Annotated in this window: 11 protein-coding genes and 1 CRISPR repeat array (1 of these 12 running past the window's edge); of the genes, 9 read left to right on the top strand and 2 right to left on the bottom strand. The window is 69.6% G+C overall.

Annotated features, from left to right (window positions below; genetic code table 11):
- Positions 1-7,260: direct repeats of the CRISPR family, unit length 29 nt; unit sequence GTGTTCCCCACGTGGGTGGGGATGAACCG; it reaches 7,771 nt to the left of the window's first position.
- Between the two features lie 270 nt (positions 7,261-7,530).
- From rpoD to DEIPH_RS00690, 6 genes are all read left to right on the top strand, one after another.
- The gene (rpoD, locus tag DEIPH_RS00715) at positions 7,531-9,198 is read left to right on the top strand and encodes an RNA polymerase sigma factor RpoD (RefSeq protein WP_034352241.1); all 1,668 of its coding nucleotides are present in this window, start codon (positions 7,531-7,533) and stop codon (positions 9,196-9,198) included.
- A 385-nt stretch (positions 9,199-9,583) separates the two neighbouring features.
- A complete protein-coding gene (locus DEIPH_RS00710; protein WP_152544719.1) occupies positions 9,584-10,993 on the top strand; it encodes a DUF4129 domain-containing protein in 1,410 nt (469 codons plus the stop codon).
- Entirely contained in the window at positions 10,990-12,006 is a 1,017-nt protein-coding gene (locus DEIPH_RS00705; RefSeq protein WP_034352238.1) for an AAA family ATPase, read from the top strand. Before DEIPH_RS00710 ends, DEIPH_RS00705 begins: the two co-directional genes overlap by 4 nt.
- A gap of 62 nt (positions 12,007-12,068) precedes the next feature.
- Positions 12,069-13,133 (top strand): DUF58 domain-containing protein, encoded by a 1,065-nt coding sequence (locus DEIPH_RS00700; protein WP_235183131.1) that lies wholly within the window; start codon positions 12,069-12,071, stop codon positions 13,131-13,133.
- Positions 13,134-13,205: 72 nt separating this feature from the next.
- Positions 13,206-13,481, top strand: a complete 276-nt coding sequence (locus tag DEIPH_RS00695) for a hypothetical protein (RefSeq protein WP_034352233.1) — start codon at positions 13,206-13,208, stop codon at positions 13,479-13,481.
- Between the two features lie 162 nt (positions 13,482-13,643).
- A complete protein-coding gene (locus tag DEIPH_RS00690) occupies positions 13,644-13,910 on the top strand; it encodes a hypothetical protein (protein WP_034352230.1) in 267 nt (88 codons plus the stop codon).
- A 46-nt stretch (positions 13,911-13,956) separates the two neighbouring features.
- On the opposite strand, the gene mnmE is transcribed toward DEIPH_RS00690, so the two are convergent.
- On the bottom strand, positions 13,957-15,276 hold the full coding sequence (mnmE, locus tag DEIPH_RS00685; RefSeq protein WP_034352227.1) for a tRNA uridine-5-carboxymethylaminomethyl(34) synthesis GTPase MnmE: 1,320 nt from the start codon (positions 15,274-15,276) through the stop codon (positions 13,957-13,959).
- A gap of 129 nt (positions 15,277-15,405) precedes the next feature.
- Here mnmE and DEIPH_RS00680 point away from each other — a divergent pair, with 129 nt between their 5' ends.
- The gene (locus DEIPH_RS00680) at positions 15,406-16,179 is read left to right on the top strand and encodes an ABC transporter substrate-binding protein (RefSeq protein ID WP_034352222.1); all 774 of its coding nucleotides are present in this window, start codon (positions 15,406-15,408) and stop codon (positions 16,177-16,179) included.
- A gap of 189 nt (positions 16,180-16,368) precedes the next feature.
- Here the strand turns inward: DEIPH_RS00680 and DEIPH_RS00675 are convergent, their stop codons facing one another.
- Positions 16,369-17,013 carry a DUF4258 domain-containing protein gene (locus tag DEIPH_RS00675; protein ID WP_034352219.1) on the bottom strand — a complete coding sequence of 215 codons (645 nt, stop codon included), beginning with the start codon at positions 17,011-17,013 and terminating at the stop codon, positions 16,369-16,371.
- A gap of 274 nt (positions 17,014-17,287) precedes the next feature.
- Between DEIPH_RS00675 and DEIPH_RS00670 the strand changes: the two genes are divergently transcribed.
- Positions 17,288-18,151, top strand: a complete 864-nt coding sequence (locus tag DEIPH_RS00670) for a GNAT family N-acetyltransferase (protein ID WP_034352217.1) — start codon at positions 17,288-17,290, stop codon at positions 18,149-18,151.
- A 55-nt stretch (positions 18,152-18,206) separates the two neighbouring features.
- Positions 18,207-18,515 carry a hypothetical protein gene (locus tag DEIPH_RS00665; protein WP_034352213.1) on the top strand — a complete coding sequence of 103 codons (309 nt, stop codon included), beginning with the start codon at positions 18,207-18,209 and terminating at the stop codon, positions 18,513-18,515.
- The last annotated feature ends 3 nt before the right edge of the window (positions 18,516-18,518 follow it).

The raw sequence follows: 18,518 nt of genomic DNA, 5'->3' as shown, positions 1-18,518 counted from the left end.
CCGGCCTGGGCCGATTACGAAAAAGAAGCCCGGCGGTGTTCCCCACGTGGGTGGGGATGAACCGCCCGCCTCGGCGCGGGGGGCCGGTGCGGGCGGGTGTTCCCCACGTGGGTGGGGATGAACCGACCATTAGACCAATCAACTCCAGCAGCAGAGGGTGTTCCCCACGTGGGTGGGGATGAACCGGTGGCCGAGCCAGAAACGCCGAGCAGCGCCAGGTGTTCCCCACGTGGGTGGGGATGAACCGCAGAACGGCCCCCGCAGCGCGGCCCTGCTGTGGTGTTCCCCACGTGGGTGGGGATGAACCGGCGACAGGGACGGAAGTCGAGGCCCTGGGCAGGTGTTCCCCACGTGGGTGGGGATGAACCGACCTGCTTGGCCACCCCGAGGTCGTGGTGCAGGTGTTCCCCACGTGGGTGGGGATGAACCGCAGGAGCCGCTGCGCCTGGTGGTGATCGACTAGTGTTCCCCACGTGGGTGGGGATGAACCGACGATCATGACGCCGGGCGGGAAGGTGGACGGGTGTTCCCCACGTGGGTGGGGATGAACCGTCGTCCTCCCCCGGGGCCACGATGTCCCACCGGTGTTCCCCACGTGGGTGGGGATGAACCGGGTGTCCGCCAGGTGGACACCCCTGGCGGCACGTGTTCCCCACGTGGGTGGGGATGAACCGGCTCGCGCCCCGTTTTCGCCGTCCGGCCTCGAGTGTTCCCCACGTGGGTGGGGATGAACCGTGCATCGAGGACCCGGCCGCCCGCGTGGTGGCGTGTTCCCCACGTGGGTGGGGATGAACCGGAGTATCACGACTCCTTCCAGATCATCACGGCGTGTTCCCCACGTGGGTGGGGATGAACCGGCCAGCAGCTTTTTGCTGGACTCCTGCAACCCGTGTTCCCCACGTGGGTGGGGATGAACCGTCGGCCGTCATGACCCCGCCCTCGGTGTCGTAGTGTTCCCCACGTGGGTGGGGATGAACCGCTCCCCCGGCTGAGCTTCGTGGGCTTGCCGTTGTGTTCCCCACGTGGGTGGGGATGAACCGAAACATTTACTAATTACTTACTTTTCCGGGGAGTGTTCCCCACGTGGGTGGGGATGAACCGTCCGTGTAGCCGCGCGCCCGCACGAGGGTGATGTGTTCCCCACGTGGGTGGGGATGAACCGCGAATCCCGCACCCGACAAGCTCAAGGCCGCCGTGTTCCCCACGTGGGTGGGGATGAACCGTCGCCTCCGGTCCGACCAGCCGGTCCGTGATGGTGTTCCCCACGTGGGTGGGGATGAACCGCGGGCGAGCGCACGGCGCGGACGGCTGGCTTCGTGTTCCCCACGTGGGTGGGGATGAACCGGTCCGGCTCACCGTGGGGCCGCCAGAATCGGCGTGTTCCCCACGTGGGTGGGGATGAACCGGCGTGATTCATCAGGGCGGGTCAGGGGCAAGCGTGTTCCCCACGTGGGTGGGGATGAACCGGCTTTGTACACCGCCAGCACACGCTGCTGTACGTGTTCCCCACGTGGGTGGGGATGAACCGCCAGGCTGAGGCTCTGCCCCACCTTGCCCAGTGTGTTCCCCACGTGGGTGGGGATGAACCGTGGCGCTGCTCACCTATCCCCACCGCCGCCTGGTGTTCCCCACGTGGGTGGGGATGAACCGGCCACGCCCTTGATGCGCCGCAGCAGGCGGTCGTGTTCCCCACGTGGGTGGGGATGAACCGCTTGGCCCGCATGCACTAAGGCTCCCGGGAGCGTGTTCCCCACGTGGGTGGGGATGAACCGTTGTACTCGTCCGTGGCCTTCATGCCGAGCAAGTGTTCCCCACGTGGGTGGGGATGAACCGTCGTGTTTGCCTACGACAGCGGCACGACGAACGTGTTCCCCACGTGGGTGGGGATGAACCGGTCACTCCGAGTCCCACCGCCCTCTCAACGCCGTGTTCCCCACGTGGGTGGGGATGAACCGGCGTGCAGCAGCAGGCCCCGGTCCAGCTCGTGGTGTTCCCCACGTGGGTGGGGATGAACCGTCGGTGCGCGCGCTCTGGCAGACGGGGAAAGCGTGTTCCCCACGTGGGTGGGGATGAACCGCTCACGGCCTCCCCGACCACCTCGCCGCGCCCGTGTTCCCCACGTGGGTGGGGATGAACCGAAACTCGGCAACCGCCTCATTGAGCTGTTCAAGTGTTCCCCACGTGGGTGGGGATGAACCGAAAACGCCGCACTTCTGTCGGTCGCGCTGGGTGTGTTCCCCACGTGGGTGGGGATGAACCGTGCTGGCCCCGAAGGCCGAGAGCTTCGACGCCGTGTTCCCCACGTGGGTGGGGATGAACCGTCTTGGGGTCGGGCATCAGTGACAGGGGAGCCGTGTTCCCCACGTGGGTGGGGATGAACCGTGCAGGTGCAGGAGCGCGTGCATCAGGTCCTGGTGTTCCCCACGTGGGTGGGGATGAACCGCCGGGGAATGCACCTGCCCGGCCTGCGTGGCCGTGTTCCCCACGTGGGTGGGGATGAACCGGGCAGGATGCCCAGCGCGACCGTGCTCGCCAGGTGTTCCCCACGTGGGTGGGGATGAACCGACCGCGCCGCACCCGAACTGGGCAGCATACTGGTGTTCCCCACGTGGGTGGGGATGAACCTTCCCAGCGGCCCGTCTCGCTGACCCAGCGGGCGTGTTCCCCACGTGGGTGGGGATGAACCGCCGTTCACCCAGACGCTGGAGGAGCTGCGCGCGTGTTCCCCACGTGGGTGGGGATGAACCGCGGTGCACCAGCGCTTTCGTGTCGGCCAGCGCGTGTTCCCCACGTGGGTGGGGATGAACCGCACAGTGGGGGTGGGGCGGTTGTCGCGGCTCAGTGTTCCCCACGTGGGTGGGGATGAACCGGAATGGCTGGAGGCTGTCATCCAGTCCGTGCAGTGTTCCCCACGTGGGTGGGGATGAACCGGCGGCACCATCCGGCAGGCCGTCATCATCCTCGTGTTCCCCACGTGGGTGGGGATGAACCGATGCCTTCGCCGTTGGTGTTGGTGGTGTACTCGTGTTCCCCACGTGGGTGGGGATGAACCGGCGTGCCTGCTGCCCTGTGGGGTAGACAGCGGGTGTTCCCCACGTGGGTGGGGATGAACCGTTCGACGTGGATAACTACGCCAAGGCGTGCCTGTGTTCCCCACGTGGGTGGGGATGAACCGGCGTCAGGGACGTACATTGCCACTTCTGCCGAGTGTTCCCCACGTGGGTGGGGATGAACCGCACGCGAAAGAGCGTCAGGCCCTGATCGCGCGTGTTCCCCACGTGGGTGGGGATGAACCGGAAGACTGGCCCGGGGATTACGGTTCCCGGGCGTGTTCCCCACGTGGGTGGGGATGAACCGCCCAGCGCCTGGCCGCCGATTTTCCCCCACTTGTGTTCCCCACGTGGGTGGGGATGAACCGTCTTACATTGCTATCCAGCAAGACGCGCCCCTGTGTTCCCCACGTGGGTGGGGATGAACCGGAAGCGGCGCAGAATGCCGCTGCTGGCGTGAAGTGTTCCCCACGTGGGTGGGGATGAACCGCTGGGCAGCTGCGCGGGGGCGGCGGCAGTCAGGTGTTCCCCACGTGGGTGGGGATGAACCGTTCTACTTTCATCAGGGGTCTAACTGGTATTAGTGTTCCCCACGTGGGTGGGGATGAACCGGTGCCGTCCGCCTGCGCCACCGCCAGCCGTCCGTGTTCCCCACGTGGGTGGGGATGAACCGCGCGGCGAGCGCAACGGCCCCCGCGATAAACCGTGTTCCCCACGTGGGTGGGGATGAACCGGGCTTCACCGACGCCTGGAAAACGCACGACCCGTGTTCCCCACGTGGGTGGGGATGAACCGTACATCGCATGTACCTCAGAGGCAAGGCCAGCGTGTTCCCCACGTGGGTGGGGATGAACCGCAGGTGCAGTTCCAGCAGACGACCCGCGTGGAGTGTTCCCCACGTGGGTGGGGATGAACCGGTGGCGGGGAACCCCCTCCGGGGCCGCCCCGGGTGTTCCCCACGTGGGTGGGGATGAACCGTCGTTCTGGTGGGTGGGGGTGGCTCCGGCCAGGTGTTCCCCACGTGGGTGGGGATGAACCGCCGTCTGGGAGGCCCTTGAATCCATTCTCGGGGTGTTCCCCACGTGGGTGGGGATGAACCGTGGTGCCGCCAGCGTTCGTGTTCCGTCATCTCGTGTTCCCCACGTGGGTGGGGATGAACCGACTGCCGTCCCGATTCTTCTTCAGGACCGCCAGTGTTCCCCACGTGGGTGGGGATGAACCGTTGACCACCAGGCCGTCCAGGTCGTTGGCCGTGTGTTCCCCACGTGGGTGGGGATGAACCGTGTGGCCAGTCCACATCGTTCATGGACTGGGGGTGTTCCCCACGTGGGTGGGGATGAACCGCGCGCGGGCAGTAGACGCAGAATGATCCAGAGGTGTTCCCCACGTGGGTGGGGATGAACCGCCCTCACCGACACCGGGACGGCCTGGGGCCTGGTGTTCCCCACGTGGGTGGGGATGAACCGGGCCGGGGGGGCCGCCTGCAATCACGAACTGGGTGTTCCCCACGTGGGTGGGGATGAATCGGACTTGTCTGATGGAGATGCTGATTCCCTACCGTGTTCCCCACGTGGGTGGGGATGAACCGGCGAGCGCTGGCATGCCGAACGTCCGCCACGCGTGTTCCCCACGTGGGTGGGGATGAACCGAACTTAAGCTCGATCTCCCGGCCCCTCGTCGGGTGTTCCCCACGTGGGTGGGGATGAACCGCCCGATTCCACGGCTGCGGCGATGTCAGGTTTGTGTTCCCCACGTGGGTGGGGATGAACCGCGGTACGGCACGGAGGCTCTGCTGCTGGTCAAGTGTTCCCCACGTGGGTGGGGATGAACCTGCGGCGAGGACGATTACTGGAACAGCGCCTACGTGTTCCCCACGTGGGTGGGGATGAACCGGTGAGCTGCATCCGTGTCTCCCGGTGAGCGCGGTGTTCCCCACGTGGGTGGGGATGAACCGCTGCGAATCAGCGTCATGAGCGCCTGCTGTTTGTGTTCCCCACGTGGGTGGGGATGAACCGCGTCCACGCCCCCGGCGACCGTGAACCTGCCCGTGTTCCCCACGTGGGTGGGGATGAACCGACGCGGCGCTCGCCGTCCCGCCAGCGTTCATAGTGTTCCCCACGTGGGTGGGGATGAACCGGGGGTCGAGGCCCTGGTCAGGGTTTCGACGGTGTGTTCCCCACGTGGGTGGGGATGAACCGGAGGTGATGAACCCTGAGTATTCTGACCCGCGGTGTTCCCCACGTGGGTGGGGATGAACCGGCCCGCGAGCGCGCCCAGCACGTCCGGGACCTGTGTTCCCCACGTGGGTGGGGATGAACCGGCGAGCGCTGGCATGCCGAACGTCCGCCACGCGTGTTCCCCACGTGGGTGGGGATGAACCGGCGGATTTCTTCCTGGACCGCGCGCCCACCTTGTGTTCCCCACGTGGGTGGGGATGAACCGTTTCACCAGCCGCTCGTAGGCGGCCACAGCCTGTGTTCCCCACGTGGGTGGGGATGAACCGCCAGAGCAGGCTCAGCTCGGCGGTGATGGCGGGTGTTCCCCACGTGGGTGGGGATGAACCGCTCAACCCGCTGGTGACCGGCCTGGACGCCCCGTGTTCCCCACGTGGGTGGGGATGAACCGCCTCCCGGGAGTTCTATGCGCGGCGGACGGCGGTGTTCCCCACGTGGGTGGGGATGAACCGGCCCGCCGATGTGGGCGGGCCTTCCATTGCGTGTGTTCCCCATGTGGGTGGGGATGAACCGGTGGGCCAGGACGTGAATTACACGTTCCTCCGGTGTTCCCCACGTGGGTGGGGATGAACCGGTTATTCATCTGGGGATGTTATCGGGGAAGACGTGTTCCCCACGTGGGTGGGGATGAACCGGCCCGCCAGGACGGTATCAGGGGTCTGGGTAGGTGTTCCCCACGTGGGTGGGGATGAACCGCGCTGCTCGCGGAACTCGACCGGCGGGTGCGGGTGTTCCCCACGTGGGTGGGGATGAACCGCCTGGCACCTCGCGCACCGCAGCCGCCGCAGCGTGTTCCCCACGTGGGTGGGGATGAACCGGAGAACGTGCCGTTCATCTTCCTGGGCGAGGCGTGTTCCCCACGTGGGTGGGGATGAACCGTACCGCATCAGTTGAACACGATTCCCTTGTTCGTGTTCCCCACGTGGGTGGGGATGAACCGGGCGTGACCTACACGCCCGGCGAGACGTACCGGTGTTCCCCACGTGGGTGGGGATGAACCGACGCTCGACATGTCGCGGCGCAAATTATTCCCGTGTTCCCCACGTGGGTGGGGATGAACCGTTGACGGCGGGGAAGGGGATGCCGCGCACCTGGTGTTCCCCACGTGGGTGGGGATGAACCGATGGCCTCCGGGCAGGTCACGGCGGCGGACGCGTGTTCCCCACGTGGGTGGGGATGAACCGAAGACCAGGCCGGGATTGTCGGCGCGGCGGGCGTGTTCCCCACGTGGGTGGGGATGAACCGGTGCCGACGGCCAGCGCTTTCGCCTGCGTGAGGTGTTCCCCACGTGGGTGGGGATGAACCGAGCGGGTCGTGCGGCCCGACTGCACCGTCACCGTGTTCCCCACGTGGGTGGGGATGAACCGCGGTCCTGCAACTGGCCGCAGCGTTGGGGGATGTGTTCCCCACGTGGGTGGGGATGAACCGTGGTTCCCTCCGCCCTGGGAGCCGAGCTGCCGGTGTTCCCCACGTGGGTGGGGATGAACCGCCCACGGGCAGGCGGTGCCCCGACTTGCCCGCGTGTTCCCACGTGGGTGGGGATGAACCGCTGCCCGCGCGCTGGAGGCGCACGGCGTTCGCGTGTTCCCCACGTGGGTGGGGATGAACCGGGGCGGGGTGCGCCTGCCTCCTCGTTCCAGGGGTGTTCCCCACGTGGGTGGGGATGAACCGCCCGAGGGAACGGGCGCTCACGGTGTCGTTTCGTGTTCCCCACGTGGGTGGGGATGAACCGGCGACACAGCAGACCCGAGACAGAACACCCCCGTGTTCCCCAGGTGGGTGGGGATGAACCGGCGGCACGGCGGGACACCTGGCAGTCATGCGTGTGTTCCCCACGTGGGTGGGGATGAACCGACTGGGAAGGTGAATAGCAGAAGCCCCCGCCCGTGTTCCCCATGTGGGTGGGGATGAACCGCCTGTCCGCCCGCATTACCACCCGCCCAGGCGGCGTTCCCCACGTGCGTGGGGATGAACCGGGAGACAACGCAGCGGGGCTGGCGGCAGTTCAGTATTCCCCACATACCCGGGCAGAGTGGCCCTGCTTTTTCAGCCCTTCGAGCCTGGGAACGTTCTGCCCGCTTTCCGCGTATCTGCTGTTCTCCCCGTGTCGCCGATCACCTAGGCAGAAAAGTGACGCGCACCTGAACACGGGAGGGGCGTTTGCTAGACTGACGCGCTACGGCCCGGCTTTCCGCCGCTCTTTTTTCCAAGCAGCCCACAGCCGCCCCCGCACCCCAGGAGTACGCATGGCAGAACCGACCAGAGCACGTGCCCGCAGCAAGGTCCCCGCGTCCGGTACCCCGGTGACCGGTACCCCCGCGCCTGCGGATAGCCCAGAAGAGAGCAAGATCAAGACGCCGGCCCAGCCCCGCACCCGTACCCAGCCGCGTGCGGCCAAGACGGCGGTCACCGGTGAAACAGCCGCCCCAGCCAGGCCCGTGAAGGCCCCCGCCACGCCCAAGGCCAGCAAGGCCGCGCCCACCGGGGACGATCCCGCCCAGGAGGCAGCCCCCGCCAAGGCCGCACCGAAGAAAGCGGCTCCCAAGAAGGCGGCGGCCAAGACGGCCCCGGCCTCCCCCGAGGACAAGGCTCCAGCTGACGCCTCCCCCGCCAAGGCCGCGCCGGCCAGGAAATCTGCGGCCAAAGCTGCCGCTCCGGCCAAGCCCGCCAAGGTCGGGGCCGGGGCGGCCGACAAGCCCTACTACGCGCACCCCAGCATTCAGGAGATGTTGAAGGCGGGCCGCGCGGCGGGCGTGCTGTCCAGCGAGGAAATCGCGGCGGCCCTCTCGGTGGCTCTGGAAGCCAACGGGCTGGATCCCGAAAGCGCCGAGGCCTTCGAGGATATGCAGCTGTTCCTCGCCGGACAGGCCATTGAGGTGCAGGACCTCGACGAGGACGACCAGGACGACGAGACCGAGGAAGAGGGAGAAGGCACGGCGGCGGCCGCCGCGAATGACGACGAGGAGGAGAAGTACTTCGACGACATGCCGCGCGCCGTGTCCAACGACCCGGTTCGGCAGTACCTCCACGAGATCGGGCGGGTGCCGCTGCTGACGCTCGAAGAGGAGATCGCCCTCGCCCGCCGCATCGAGGAAGGCGAGGAGGCCCGCAAGCGCCTCGACGAGGAACCCGACCTCGAAGACCGCGCCCGCCGCCGCCTGATGCGCCAGATGGAAGACGGGGCCGCCGCGCGCCAGGGGCTGATCGAGGCCAACCTGCGTCTGGTCGTCTCCATCGCCAAGAAGTACACCGGGCGCGGCCTGGGCTTCCTCGACCTGATTCAGGAGGGCAACCAGGGCCTGATTCGCGCCGTCGAGAAGTTCGAGTACCGCCGCCGCTACAAGTTCTCCACCTACGCGACGTGGTGGATTCGTCAGGCGATCAACCGCGCGATTGCCGACCAGGCCCGCACCATCCGCATCCCGGTCCACATGGTCGAGACCATCAACAAGCTGACCCGCACCGCGCGGCAGCTTCAGCAGGAACTCTCGCGCGAGGCCACCTACGAGGAGATCGCCGAGGCGATGGGACCCGGCTGGGACGCCAACAAGGTCGAGGAGGTGCAGAAGGTCAGCCAGGAGCCGGTGTCGCTGGAAACCCCCATCGGTGACGAGAAGGACTCCTTCTACGGCGACTTCATCCCCGACGAGAACCTGGATTCCCCGGTGGACAACGCCGCCAAGACGCTGCTCTCGGAGGAGCTGGAAAAGGCCCTCTCCAAGCTCACCGAGCGTGAGGCCCTGGTCCTGAAGTTCCGCAAGGGTCTGGTCGATGGCCGCGAACACACGCTGGAAGAGGTCGGCCAGCGCTTCAGCGTGACCCGCGAGCGCATCCGCCAGATCGAGAACAAGGCGTTGCGCAAGCTCAAGTACCACGAGAGCCGCACCCGCAAGCTGCGCGACTTCCTCGATTGAGGCAGGGATGAAAGTGGGCGGTTCCTCCGGGGGCCGCTCATTTTTGCTTGATAGGTTGTGTTTGAGGTCGTAGGTTCGGCGTGCGGGCGCTCACGGCGGGAGATGGTGGCGGATTCGAGATCCGCATGGGTTTTCCCGCCCGACTGTTGATAAAAAGATGATTGACCGTCTTGGACTCTTCGGTTCCCGCTCTCCTCTCAACTTCCGCCCCCGTCCTTCGTGGCGGGGGTTTTTCGTTGGCCGGGTCTTGCCCAGATGTGGCATTGCCCGTTCTGGTCTTGCGCTAGCCTGGGGCATCGAAGGTTCTTCCTCCACGCCGACTGTTGCGCGTCGTCCCGCCGGATGGGACCGCTCCTGGCTGCTGGCCCTGGCCCCGCTGGTGGGCTTGGGCTGGCTGCCCTGGTGGGCGGTACTGGGCATGCTGCTGGCCCTGGCGCTGTCCCGGCCGGAAGGGGGTGCCCGGAGCGTGCGCGGGCCGCTGCTGCTGCTGGGTGCGGGCCTGGGGCTGCTGGTGCTGCTGCCCGGATTGCGGGGGCCGGAAGGCGCCGTGGCCTTTACGCAGCTGTTCGGCCGGGTGATGGGCGGCGCGGTGCTGGTGTTTCTGGCGGTGACGGCCCTGGAAGGTGGGCGCGCCGCCTGGGGAGCCGCGTGGCTGAGCGTGCTGCTGCTGCTCGGTGCCCTGTGGCCCGCCCAGGTGTCGTCGCCTGTCCTGGGCGCGGGGCTGCTGGCCCTTGTGCTGACGCTGCTGGGGGCGGTGGGCAACGAGAATCGCCCGTCCCTGCGGCTGGGTAACGCCGGGCGTGCCCTGCTGGGCGTGGGGGGCGCGGCGCTGCTGGGGGCGGCGCTGGTGGGGCTGCTGGCCTTCGCGGCGTGGCCCGCCCAGACTCCCGGTCAGCGTCCGGCGGCGGTTTCCGCGACCACCGGGCAGGCGCGGCCCAGCGGAGAACAGGCCGCCCATCCGGAGGTCTTCCCCGAGCGGGGGTTGCCCCCCGCGTCGGCGGCCACGTCGCCTGTCCTGGGGCCGCGCACGGTGCTGCCCGGCACGGATCTGGCGCTGCTGGGGGGCCTGTTGCTGGTGCTGGCGCTGCTGTTCACGGTGTTGCGTGGGCGGGTGGCCCGCTGGCGAGCCGGGACGCGTCCCCAGTGGTGGGAAATCGCCGCGCTGGCGGGCCTGCTGGTGACGGCCCTGCTGGTCGTCGCGTTTATCTTCGCGGCTCCCGGTGGCGGCAATGGGGGCGGAGGGGGGCTGGCGGGTGACGCGGCGGGAGACGCCGCCCGCACCGGGGGGACGGGAAGCCAGGCGGCGGACCAGCCCCCCACCAGAAATGCCGAGCTGCTGCGCTGGCTGAGCCTGATCTCCTTTGTCGTCCTGACCACGCTGGCGGGGCTGGTCTTCTGGCTGGGCCTGCGCCTGGGGCCGGACACCGGGGAGGGGGAGGAATCGGACTCCGCCCACGCCGACCCGGCTCCGGTCCCCGACAGCGCGGCCCTGCACCGCGTCCGGCTGGCCTACCGCGCGGCCCTGGCCTCACTGGCCGGGGCGGGCCTGGGGCGCGGCCAGGCCGAGACGCCCGCCGAACACGCCCGGCGCGCGGCGCGGGAGTTGCCCACGCTGGCCGGGCCGCTGGGCACGCTGGTCACGGCCTACGCCCCGGTGCGTTACGGGGGCCGCGTGTCCGACGAGGACGCCGACGCCGCCGAGCGGGCCGCGCAGGACATCACCACCCTCACCGCCGGGATTTCCCCCGGTCAGAGCCGCCCTGATCCGGCAGACACGGAAAGCGAGACACCATGACGAACGCAAAAGAAGGGGAACAGGGCCGCGTGCAGGGCTACGCCGCCCGCGTGCTGGAGAATGTCGCCCGCGTGCTGGTCGGCAAGGAGGACGTGACCCGGCTCGCGCTGGCGGGCGTGCTGGCGGGGGGCCACCTGCTGCTGGAGGACGCGCCCGGCACCGGCAAGACCATGCTGGCCCGCGCGCTGGCCGCCAGCCTGGGCCTGGGCTTTCGCCGGGTGCAGTTCACGCCCGACCTGCTGCCCGGGGACGTGACCGGCGTCAGCGTGTACCGCCCCGCCACGGGCGAGTTCGAGTTCGTGCCGGGGCCGATCTTCACGGGGCTGCTGCTGGCCGACGAGATCAACCGCGCCACCCCCAAGACCCAGTCGGCGCTGCTGGAGGCGATGGGTGAGGGGCAGGTCACCGAGTCGGGCGTCACCCACGTCCTGCCGCAACCCTTCGTGGTGATCGCCACCCAGAACCCCATCGAACACGAGGGGACCTACCGCCTGCCCGAAGCGCAGCTCGACCGCTTTCTGCTCAAGCTCTCGGTGGGCTATCCCACGCTGGAGGAAGAGGTGCGGATGCTGGCCCGGCTCCAGGGGGCGCACCCGATCGACACCCTCGGGCCGGTCGCTGGCCCCGCCGATCTGCTGGCGGCGCGGGCAGCGGTGCAGGCGGTGCGCGTGTCGGACGACCTGCGGCGCTACATGGCGGCCCTGAGCGCCCGGACGCGCTCGCACGCGCAGGTCGCGCTGGGGGGCGGGCCGCGCGCAAGCCTCGCGCTTCAGGGGGTCGCGCAGGCGCTCGCGGCGCTCGCGGGGCGGGGCTTCGTGTTGCCCGACGACGTGAAGGCCGCCGCCCCCGGCGTGCTGGCGCACCGCCTCACCCTCCGCATCGAGGCGCGTCTGGCGGGCACCCGCCCCGAAGAGGTCGTCGCGGACGTGCTGCGGCAGGAACCGGTGCCCGCCGACCCCGCTGCCGGCGGGCGCCTGCCCGGTGAACACGTTCCGGCAGGTGCCGCGCTCTGAACCTTCCCGCGCTGCTGCTCACGGTCCTGGCGCTGCTGGCCGCGCTGCTGGCGGCCTTTCTGGTGGCCCGCCGCCCCCCGCGTGTGACCCTGACCCGCGACTTCCCCGCGCAGGGGTTCGAGGGCACCCGCCTGCCGTATCAGGTGCGCGTCGTGGTCGAGTCGCGCTGGCCGCTGCGTGTGCTGGTCGAGGACCCCACGCCCCTGACGGTCGTGCCCGGCGAGCAGATCGTGGTGGGGGGGCTGACGGTGGGGCGCAGCGTCACCGAGCGGACCACGACCCTCACCCTGAACCGGCGGGGCGAGTACCGCTGGCCGGGCGGCAGCGTCCGCTGGGCCGATCCGCTGGGGCTGTTCTGGCACTCGGCCCCGCTGCCCCCGGCCAGCCAGCACGGCCCCGCGCGGCTGGAGGTCTACCCCGGCACCCACGGCCTGATTCTCCCCGACCTGCTGCGCCCGCTGCTCAGCGAGGGCACCCTCTCGCGCACGCTGGGGCTGGAAGACCCCATCAGCCTGCGGGGTGCGCGGCCCTACCTGACCGGGGATTCGCCCGGGCGCATCCACTGGCGGCTCTCGGCCCGCACGGGCACGCTGACGGTGCGCGAACTCGACCGCACCGCCGCGAGCAGCGTGACCGTCTTTCTGGACCTGAACGGTAGCGAGGTCTTCGTGGACAGCGCTGTGCGCCTCGCCAGCAGCCTGATTCAGGAGGCCCTGGCGCTGGACCTGCCCGTCAGTGTCGCCAGCAGCGCCGGGGCGACGCCGCCGGGGCGCACGCCCGAGAGCCTGCGGGTCGCCCTGGCCTTTCTGGCGGGGGCCGCCCCCGACCCCGCCCCGCCCCGGATTCCGCCTTCCCGCGCGGGCGGCAACCTGATCGTGCTGACGCAGCGGGCCGGTCCCGCGCTGGTCGAGCAGGCCATGCGCGCCCGCGCCACCGCCAGCCGGGTGGTGATCGCCGCCATTCCCGAGGGTTTTTACCTCGAACCCGGCGAGACGCCCCGCCGCCAGTGGGTCGGCGCGCCCGACACGGTGCGTGATCTGGAACGCCGCGCCGGGATTCTGGCCGAGGCGGGCGTGCTGGTGTACGTGCTGCGCGGCAACCAGAGCGTGCTGCGGCTGGGCGCGTAAGGGGAGGGGGAAGGCCGGCTCATCCGGCCACTCGGGAACGCTTGTAGGGTCGGGGCGAAGGAGGATGGAAGCATGACCAAACGTGACGACCAACAGTCCGGCCCCTCCGATGCGGCGCAGACCGCAGATCAGCCCACCAACGTGGACTTGCAGTTCATGGGGAAACGCGACTGGGAACGGGACCGGGACGCCAAGCTCGAAGCCCAGAACAGGGCACCCGGCGAGTACGAGGAACGCGGTTTCGACAAGCAGGACGTGGCCTCGAAAGACAGCATGATCACCAGCGACCCGGCCAGCACCACGCCCGGCGAGGAAACGTCCCTGAACACCAAAGAGGGCGGGGACTGAGCCAGCCTGCATTCGGGTGCTCTCTCTCCTGGAGGCAGGCCGTTCACCCCGGAGGCAGCAAGTCCGCTCAATCCCGCCTGTGGTGTGCAGAGGGGGCGGGTGGGACCTTTTGCTAAAGGGAAGCTCACGCCGCGCTCGGCGCACCCCTGCTAGCGTAGGAGCATGACCAAGCCAGGCGACGAGCAGAACGGCACCCCGAAGACCGAGGACGAGATCAGTAACGTGGACCTGCAATTCATGGGCCGCACCGACGAGCGCCGCGACGCCCTCAAGGATGCCCGCGCCGAGGCCCGCCTCGCCGACGAGTACGAGGAGCGCGGTCTGAACAAGCAGGATGTGGCCTCGGCGGGCAGCATGATCGCCAGCGACCCGGCCAGCAGCATTCCCGGCGACGAGAACTCGCTGAACACCAAAGACAGCGAGGTCTGAAGCAAGGTCAGGGCCAGCGGGGGAGAACCTCGCTGGCCCCCTTCTGTCATTTGCCCACGCAGAAATTGCGGAACACGGCGTCCACCACGTCCTCCTGCACGTCGCGGCCCGTCAGGTCGGCCAGCGCGCGCAGGGCTTCTTCCAGCTCGTAGCTGGCGAGGTCGTCGGGCAGGCGGCGGGCGGCCCGGATATGCGTCAGCGCCCGCCGCGCCGCATCGGCCTGCCGCTCGGTGGTCAGCCACGCCTCGCCTCGCGCCACGTCGCCCAGCAGGGCGGCTTGCAGCGCCTCTCGCAGTTCGGGGAGGCCCTGTCCAGTCACCGCGCTCACGCTGAGGGCGGCGGAGTCGGTCCAGGCGGGGGGAAGGTCGGCCTTGGTCCTCAGGCGCAGCAGGCGGGCTTCTTCCGGCCCCTCGGTGGGCAGGGCCTCGCGCGGCCCGCTGCCGTCCTCCAGGACCAGCACCAGATCGGCGGAGGCGGCGAGGCTCACGGCCTGCCGGACGCCCGCCGCCTCGACCTCGTCGCCCGTCTCGCGCAGGCCCGCCGTGTCCACCAGGGTGACGGGGACGCCCGCCAGCGACAGGTCCGCTTCGAGATAGTCGCGCGTGGTGCCCGGAATCGGCGTGACAATGCTGCGTTCATAGCCCAGCAGGGCATTCAGCAAGCTGCTTTTGCCCGCGTTGGGCCGGCCGATCAGCGCCAGCCGCGCGCCGCGTGTGGCGACCTGCCCGGCGCGGGCGGTGCCCACCAGCGCCTCCAACTCGGCCTCTGCGGCGGCCAGGGGTGCGGCGCGGTCCTCGTCGGGCACACCTTCTTCGGGGTAATCGAGCATGGCCTGGAGGGCGGCCAGCGTCCGGGTGACGTGGGCCGCGACCCGCCCGACCCGCTCGCCCAGCGCCCCCGACAGCCCCAGGGCGGCCTGCCGCCGCGCCGTGTCCGTTCCCGCATTGACCAGTTCCAGCACCGCCTCCGCCTGGGCGAGGTCCAGCCGACCGGCCAGATACGCCCGCAGGGTGAATTCACCGGGCCGGGCGGGCCGCGCGCCCAGTTCCAGCACCCGCGCCAGCACGCGCGTCAGCACGGCGGGGCTGCCGTGGGTCTGGAGTTCGGCCACGTCCTCGCCGGTGTAGCTGCGCGGCCCCCGGAACACCAGACACAGCCCCTCGTCCAGCACTTCACCGTCCCCGGCCACCAGTTGCCCGAACAGGAACCGGCCTGCGCGGGTGGCGCTGGGGCGGCGCTGGCCCCGGAACACCCCGTCGGCCACCCGCAGCGCGCCCGGACCGCTGACCCGCACGATGCCCACGCCCGCGCTGCCGGGGGCCGTGGCGATGGCGGCGATGGTGTCCGATAAGCCGGTGCGCGTCACGTCAGGCAGGGTAGCAGGGGAGGGCTGCCCAGAAGGGGCCGTTCTTTCCCGTCTTCACGTGTGATGGGAGTGTGATAGGGCTGTGACAGACATGCGGGCAGACTTGAACTCTCAACTGGAGGTTCAACCATGCGTTCACGTCCTGCCCGACGGACCGTCGCCCTTCTGTTTCTCGCCGCCGCGCTTCCCGCCGCCCAGGCCCGCACCCTGGCCGACGCCCGCACCAGCGGCACCCTGAAGATCGCCACCAGTGCCGACTTCGAGCCGTTCAATTTCCTGAAAGCCGGTTCGCCCACCGGGTTCGAGGTGGAGCTGGCAGAAGCGCTGGCCCGCCGCCTCGGTCTTCAGCCGCAGTGGGTGGTGCGGCCCTTCGACGGCCTGCTGCGTGACCTGGCCGAGCGTCCGCAGGAGATCGACCTGGTGATCGCGTCGCATGCCATCACCAGCACGCGCCAGCAAAGCGCCGACTTCAGCACGCCGCACTACTGCACCGGCGGCGTGATCCTGACCCGGGCGGGCGGTCCCCTGACCAGCAAGGCGCTCGCCGGAAAAAACCTCGGTGCGGAAGCGGGAAGCACGTACTTCGGCTTCCTCCGCAAACTCCCCTTTCAGAAAACGGTGCAGGTCTACCCCAGCAGCCAGGCCGCCATTCAGTCGGTCGCCACCGGACAGGTGGACGCCATCGTCACCGACCGTTTTGCCGCGCTGGGTGCCCTCAAGACCTATGCCAAGGCCAACCTGACGCTGGGCGACATCCTCTGGAAAGAGCAGGTGGGTATGGCCTTCGCCCGCGGGAATAGCGAGCTGCGCCAGGCCGTCAACGGTGCCTTGCAGCAACTCGTGCAGGACGGGACCTACGCCAAGCTGAGCCGCAAGTACTTCGGGCAGGACATCGGCTGCTGAAGGGGGGGAGGGGAGGGCTTCCGACCTTCCGGAGCGGAAGCTGTGAACCTCCCTTCTCTTCGAGGTGGGTGTCCTCCAGGCCGCCCCCGTGCTTTTGCGCGCTGCTGGACGCCCTGAACGTCAGACCGGAGGAGGCCACCTCTCCCGGTGCCTCCCCCGGCCTGGGTGGCGCGCTCCTGCCGGCCTGACCTAGGCCCCCTTCTTCCACTTTCCCTTGCTGCGGTTCCCCGGCCTGTTGCCGGGGGCAGCGGTGCGGGCGCGGATTTTCTCGTCGTCGTAGCGGAGCATCACGGCCAGGCGGGCGCGGCTGATGATGTGGTGGGGGTGCTTGGGCACGAAGGCCGTGACCACGTCGATGTGGCCGTCCCGCTGGTGCTCCACGACCGCATGGAGCGGGAGCGCCACGCCGCACGCCTCGAAATAGCCGCACACCAGCCAGCGGCGGTCCTCCGGATACACGGCCCGCACGCGCCCGGCCACGAGCACCTGAATGATGTCGTGTTCCAGAAAGCCCTCGGCGCGGGCGTGGCCGATGGCGTGGGGGCACAGGGTGTACTTGCCGTCATACACGGCGTCGCGCAGGCGGGCGTGGGCGCGGGCCAGCGAGTGGTCGGTGGTGTCGATGCCTGCCAGGTCGGCCTCGCGCTGCGCCTTGACGGGTTTGAGGTGCAGGTTCGCGGGCCGCGCCGGGGGCGGGGTGGGGGCGCGGCGGGCTTCCTTTTCCGCGCGGGCGAGCTGGGCACGCAGGGTCAGCAGGTCGTTGCCGGCCTGCTCGGGCCTGCGGCGGGTGCCGGGGTGGGTCTTGGTGGTGCTGGACGCAGCTGCTTTCGTCACGGCGGGCCTCCCATCGCTCACCTTCCCAGCTTCCTTTGTTCGGGGTGGGAAGGGCGGGTTGGCGCGCCTTCCTCTCCAAAAAGAAAAGGCCCCTCAAACACGGCTTCGTGTTCGTGGGGAGGAAGGCGGCGTACCCTGTTCAGGGCATAGATGGAGTGTAGCACGCACGGGGGCGGCGGCGGCGTGACGCGCCGGACAGACGCGGGCGCCCGTCCCTTTCTAGGCTGGGGGAGCTTCTCACAGATGTTCAGCCGCTGTCCCGGAGGTGCCCTTCATGATCCGCCCGATGCAAGCGACCGATGCGCCCGATGTTCTTGCCCTGCTGCACTGGATGGACGACGCCCCCGAACGGGAGGTCTTCGCCCCCGACGCCCGTGACGCCCTGGAACTGCGCGGCGAGTGCGAGGACCGTGTGTGCCTCGTCGCCGAGGGGGTGGACGGCGAGGTCCGCGCCTACTGCGCCCTTGCCCCCTTCCGCGACGGCCTCGCGCTGGAGGGGCCGCTGGGGACGGGGGACCTGCACACCCTGCTCGCCCGCGCGGTCGAACGGGCCGACGGCCTGCCCATCTATGCCTTCAGCGCGCGCGACAACCTCGCGGCGCGGGCGGCGCTGGAAGCGGCCGAGTTCACGCCCATGCACGCCACCGACTTTTACGAGGCGCGGGTGGCGGACCTGGCCCGTGCTGCGCGCATCCCCGGGGGCTACCGGGTCGAGGGCACCCTCGCGCCCGAGGCGTACCGCGCCCTGTACCGTGCCAGCGAGGACGGCTGGGCCGGCCGCCTGGAATGGACCGACGCGGAGATTCAGGCCCACTTCGCGCAGGGTGACGTGCGGCTGGTGGCGCTGCTGCGCGGCGGGCAACCGGTGGGCTTCGCGGAGCTGGAGCTGAATGCCGAGGCGGCCCGCGCCGACCTGACCTATCTGGCGGTGCATCCCGCCGAACGGGGGCAGGGGCATGGCCGGACCCTGCTGGCCCTGGCCGCTGCCGAGGCCGCCGCGTCCCCCGAACTCCGCACCCTGCGCGCCCGCGCCCACGACCACGCGCGGGCCGCCCGTGCGCTGTACGCCCACGCGGGCCTGGCCCACTGCCGCTCGGTCGTGACCTACCTGCGCGACGACACCGAGGGAGAAGCGTAGCGGGCGCGGGGCAGCGGCACAATCGCGGCCCCCGCCATGCCCTAGCTTTTCGGGTATGGGGAAAAGGGACCAGAATGCTGCCCACACGGCCTTCGTGACGCTGCGTGACCTGCCCGGCACGCGGGTCATGTTCTGGGTAGTGGAGGACTGCCCCTACTGCGGCGGGCGGCACTTTCACCCCGCCGGGAACCTGCGGAACGCCGACCCCGGCGAGCGCCTGGGCGAGCAGCCCGCCGCCTGCGACCCGGCGCGAACCTACGAACTGCTGCTCCCGCCCCGGCCGAAGAAGAAGGCCGGAAAACAGGAGCGCCGCAAGGAACGCCGGGAAGGCAAGCGCCGCGACATCGACGACGAGAACTGGTAACAG

The sequence above is a fragment of the Deinococcus phoenicis genome, from assembly GCF_000599865.1.
Lineage (GTDB): Bacteria > Deinococcota > Deinococci > Deinococcales > Deinococcaceae > Deinococcus > Deinococcus phoenicis.
The sequence above is the reverse complement of the archived record's forward strand: the minus strand, read 5'-3'. Positions and strand labels throughout refer to the sequence as shown.

What these genes read in the sequence shown, in the direction of transcription:
- rpoD (WP_034352241.1), top strand. Translation starts at nt 7,531, where the DNA reads ATGGCAGAACCGACCAGAGCACGTGCCCGCAGCAAGGTCCCCGCGTCC.
- DEIPH_RS00705 (WP_034352238.1), top strand. Translation starts at nt 10,990, where the DNA reads ATGACGAACGCAAAAGAAGGGGAACAGGGCCGCGTGCAGGGCTACGCC.
- DEIPH_RS00695 (WP_034352233.1), top strand. Translation starts at nt 13,206, where the DNA reads ATGACCAAACGTGACGACCAACAGTCCGGCCCCTCCGATGCGGCGCAG.
- DEIPH_RS00690 (WP_034352230.1), top strand. Translation starts at nt 13,644, where the DNA reads ATGACCAAGCCAGGCGACGAGCAGAACGGCACCCCGAAGACCGAGGAC.
- DEIPH_RS00680 (WP_034352222.1), top strand. Translation starts at nt 15,406, where the DNA reads ATGCGTTCACGTCCTGCCCGACGGACCGTCGCCCTTCTGTTTCTCGCC.
- DEIPH_RS00670 (WP_034352217.1), top strand. Translation starts at nt 17,288, where the DNA reads ATGATCCGCCCGATGCAAGCGACCGATGCGCCCGATGTTCTTGCCCTG.
- DEIPH_RS00665 (WP_034352213.1), top strand. Translation starts at nt 18,207, where the DNA reads ATGGGGAAAAGGGACCAGAATGCTGCCCACACGGCCTTCGTGACGCTG.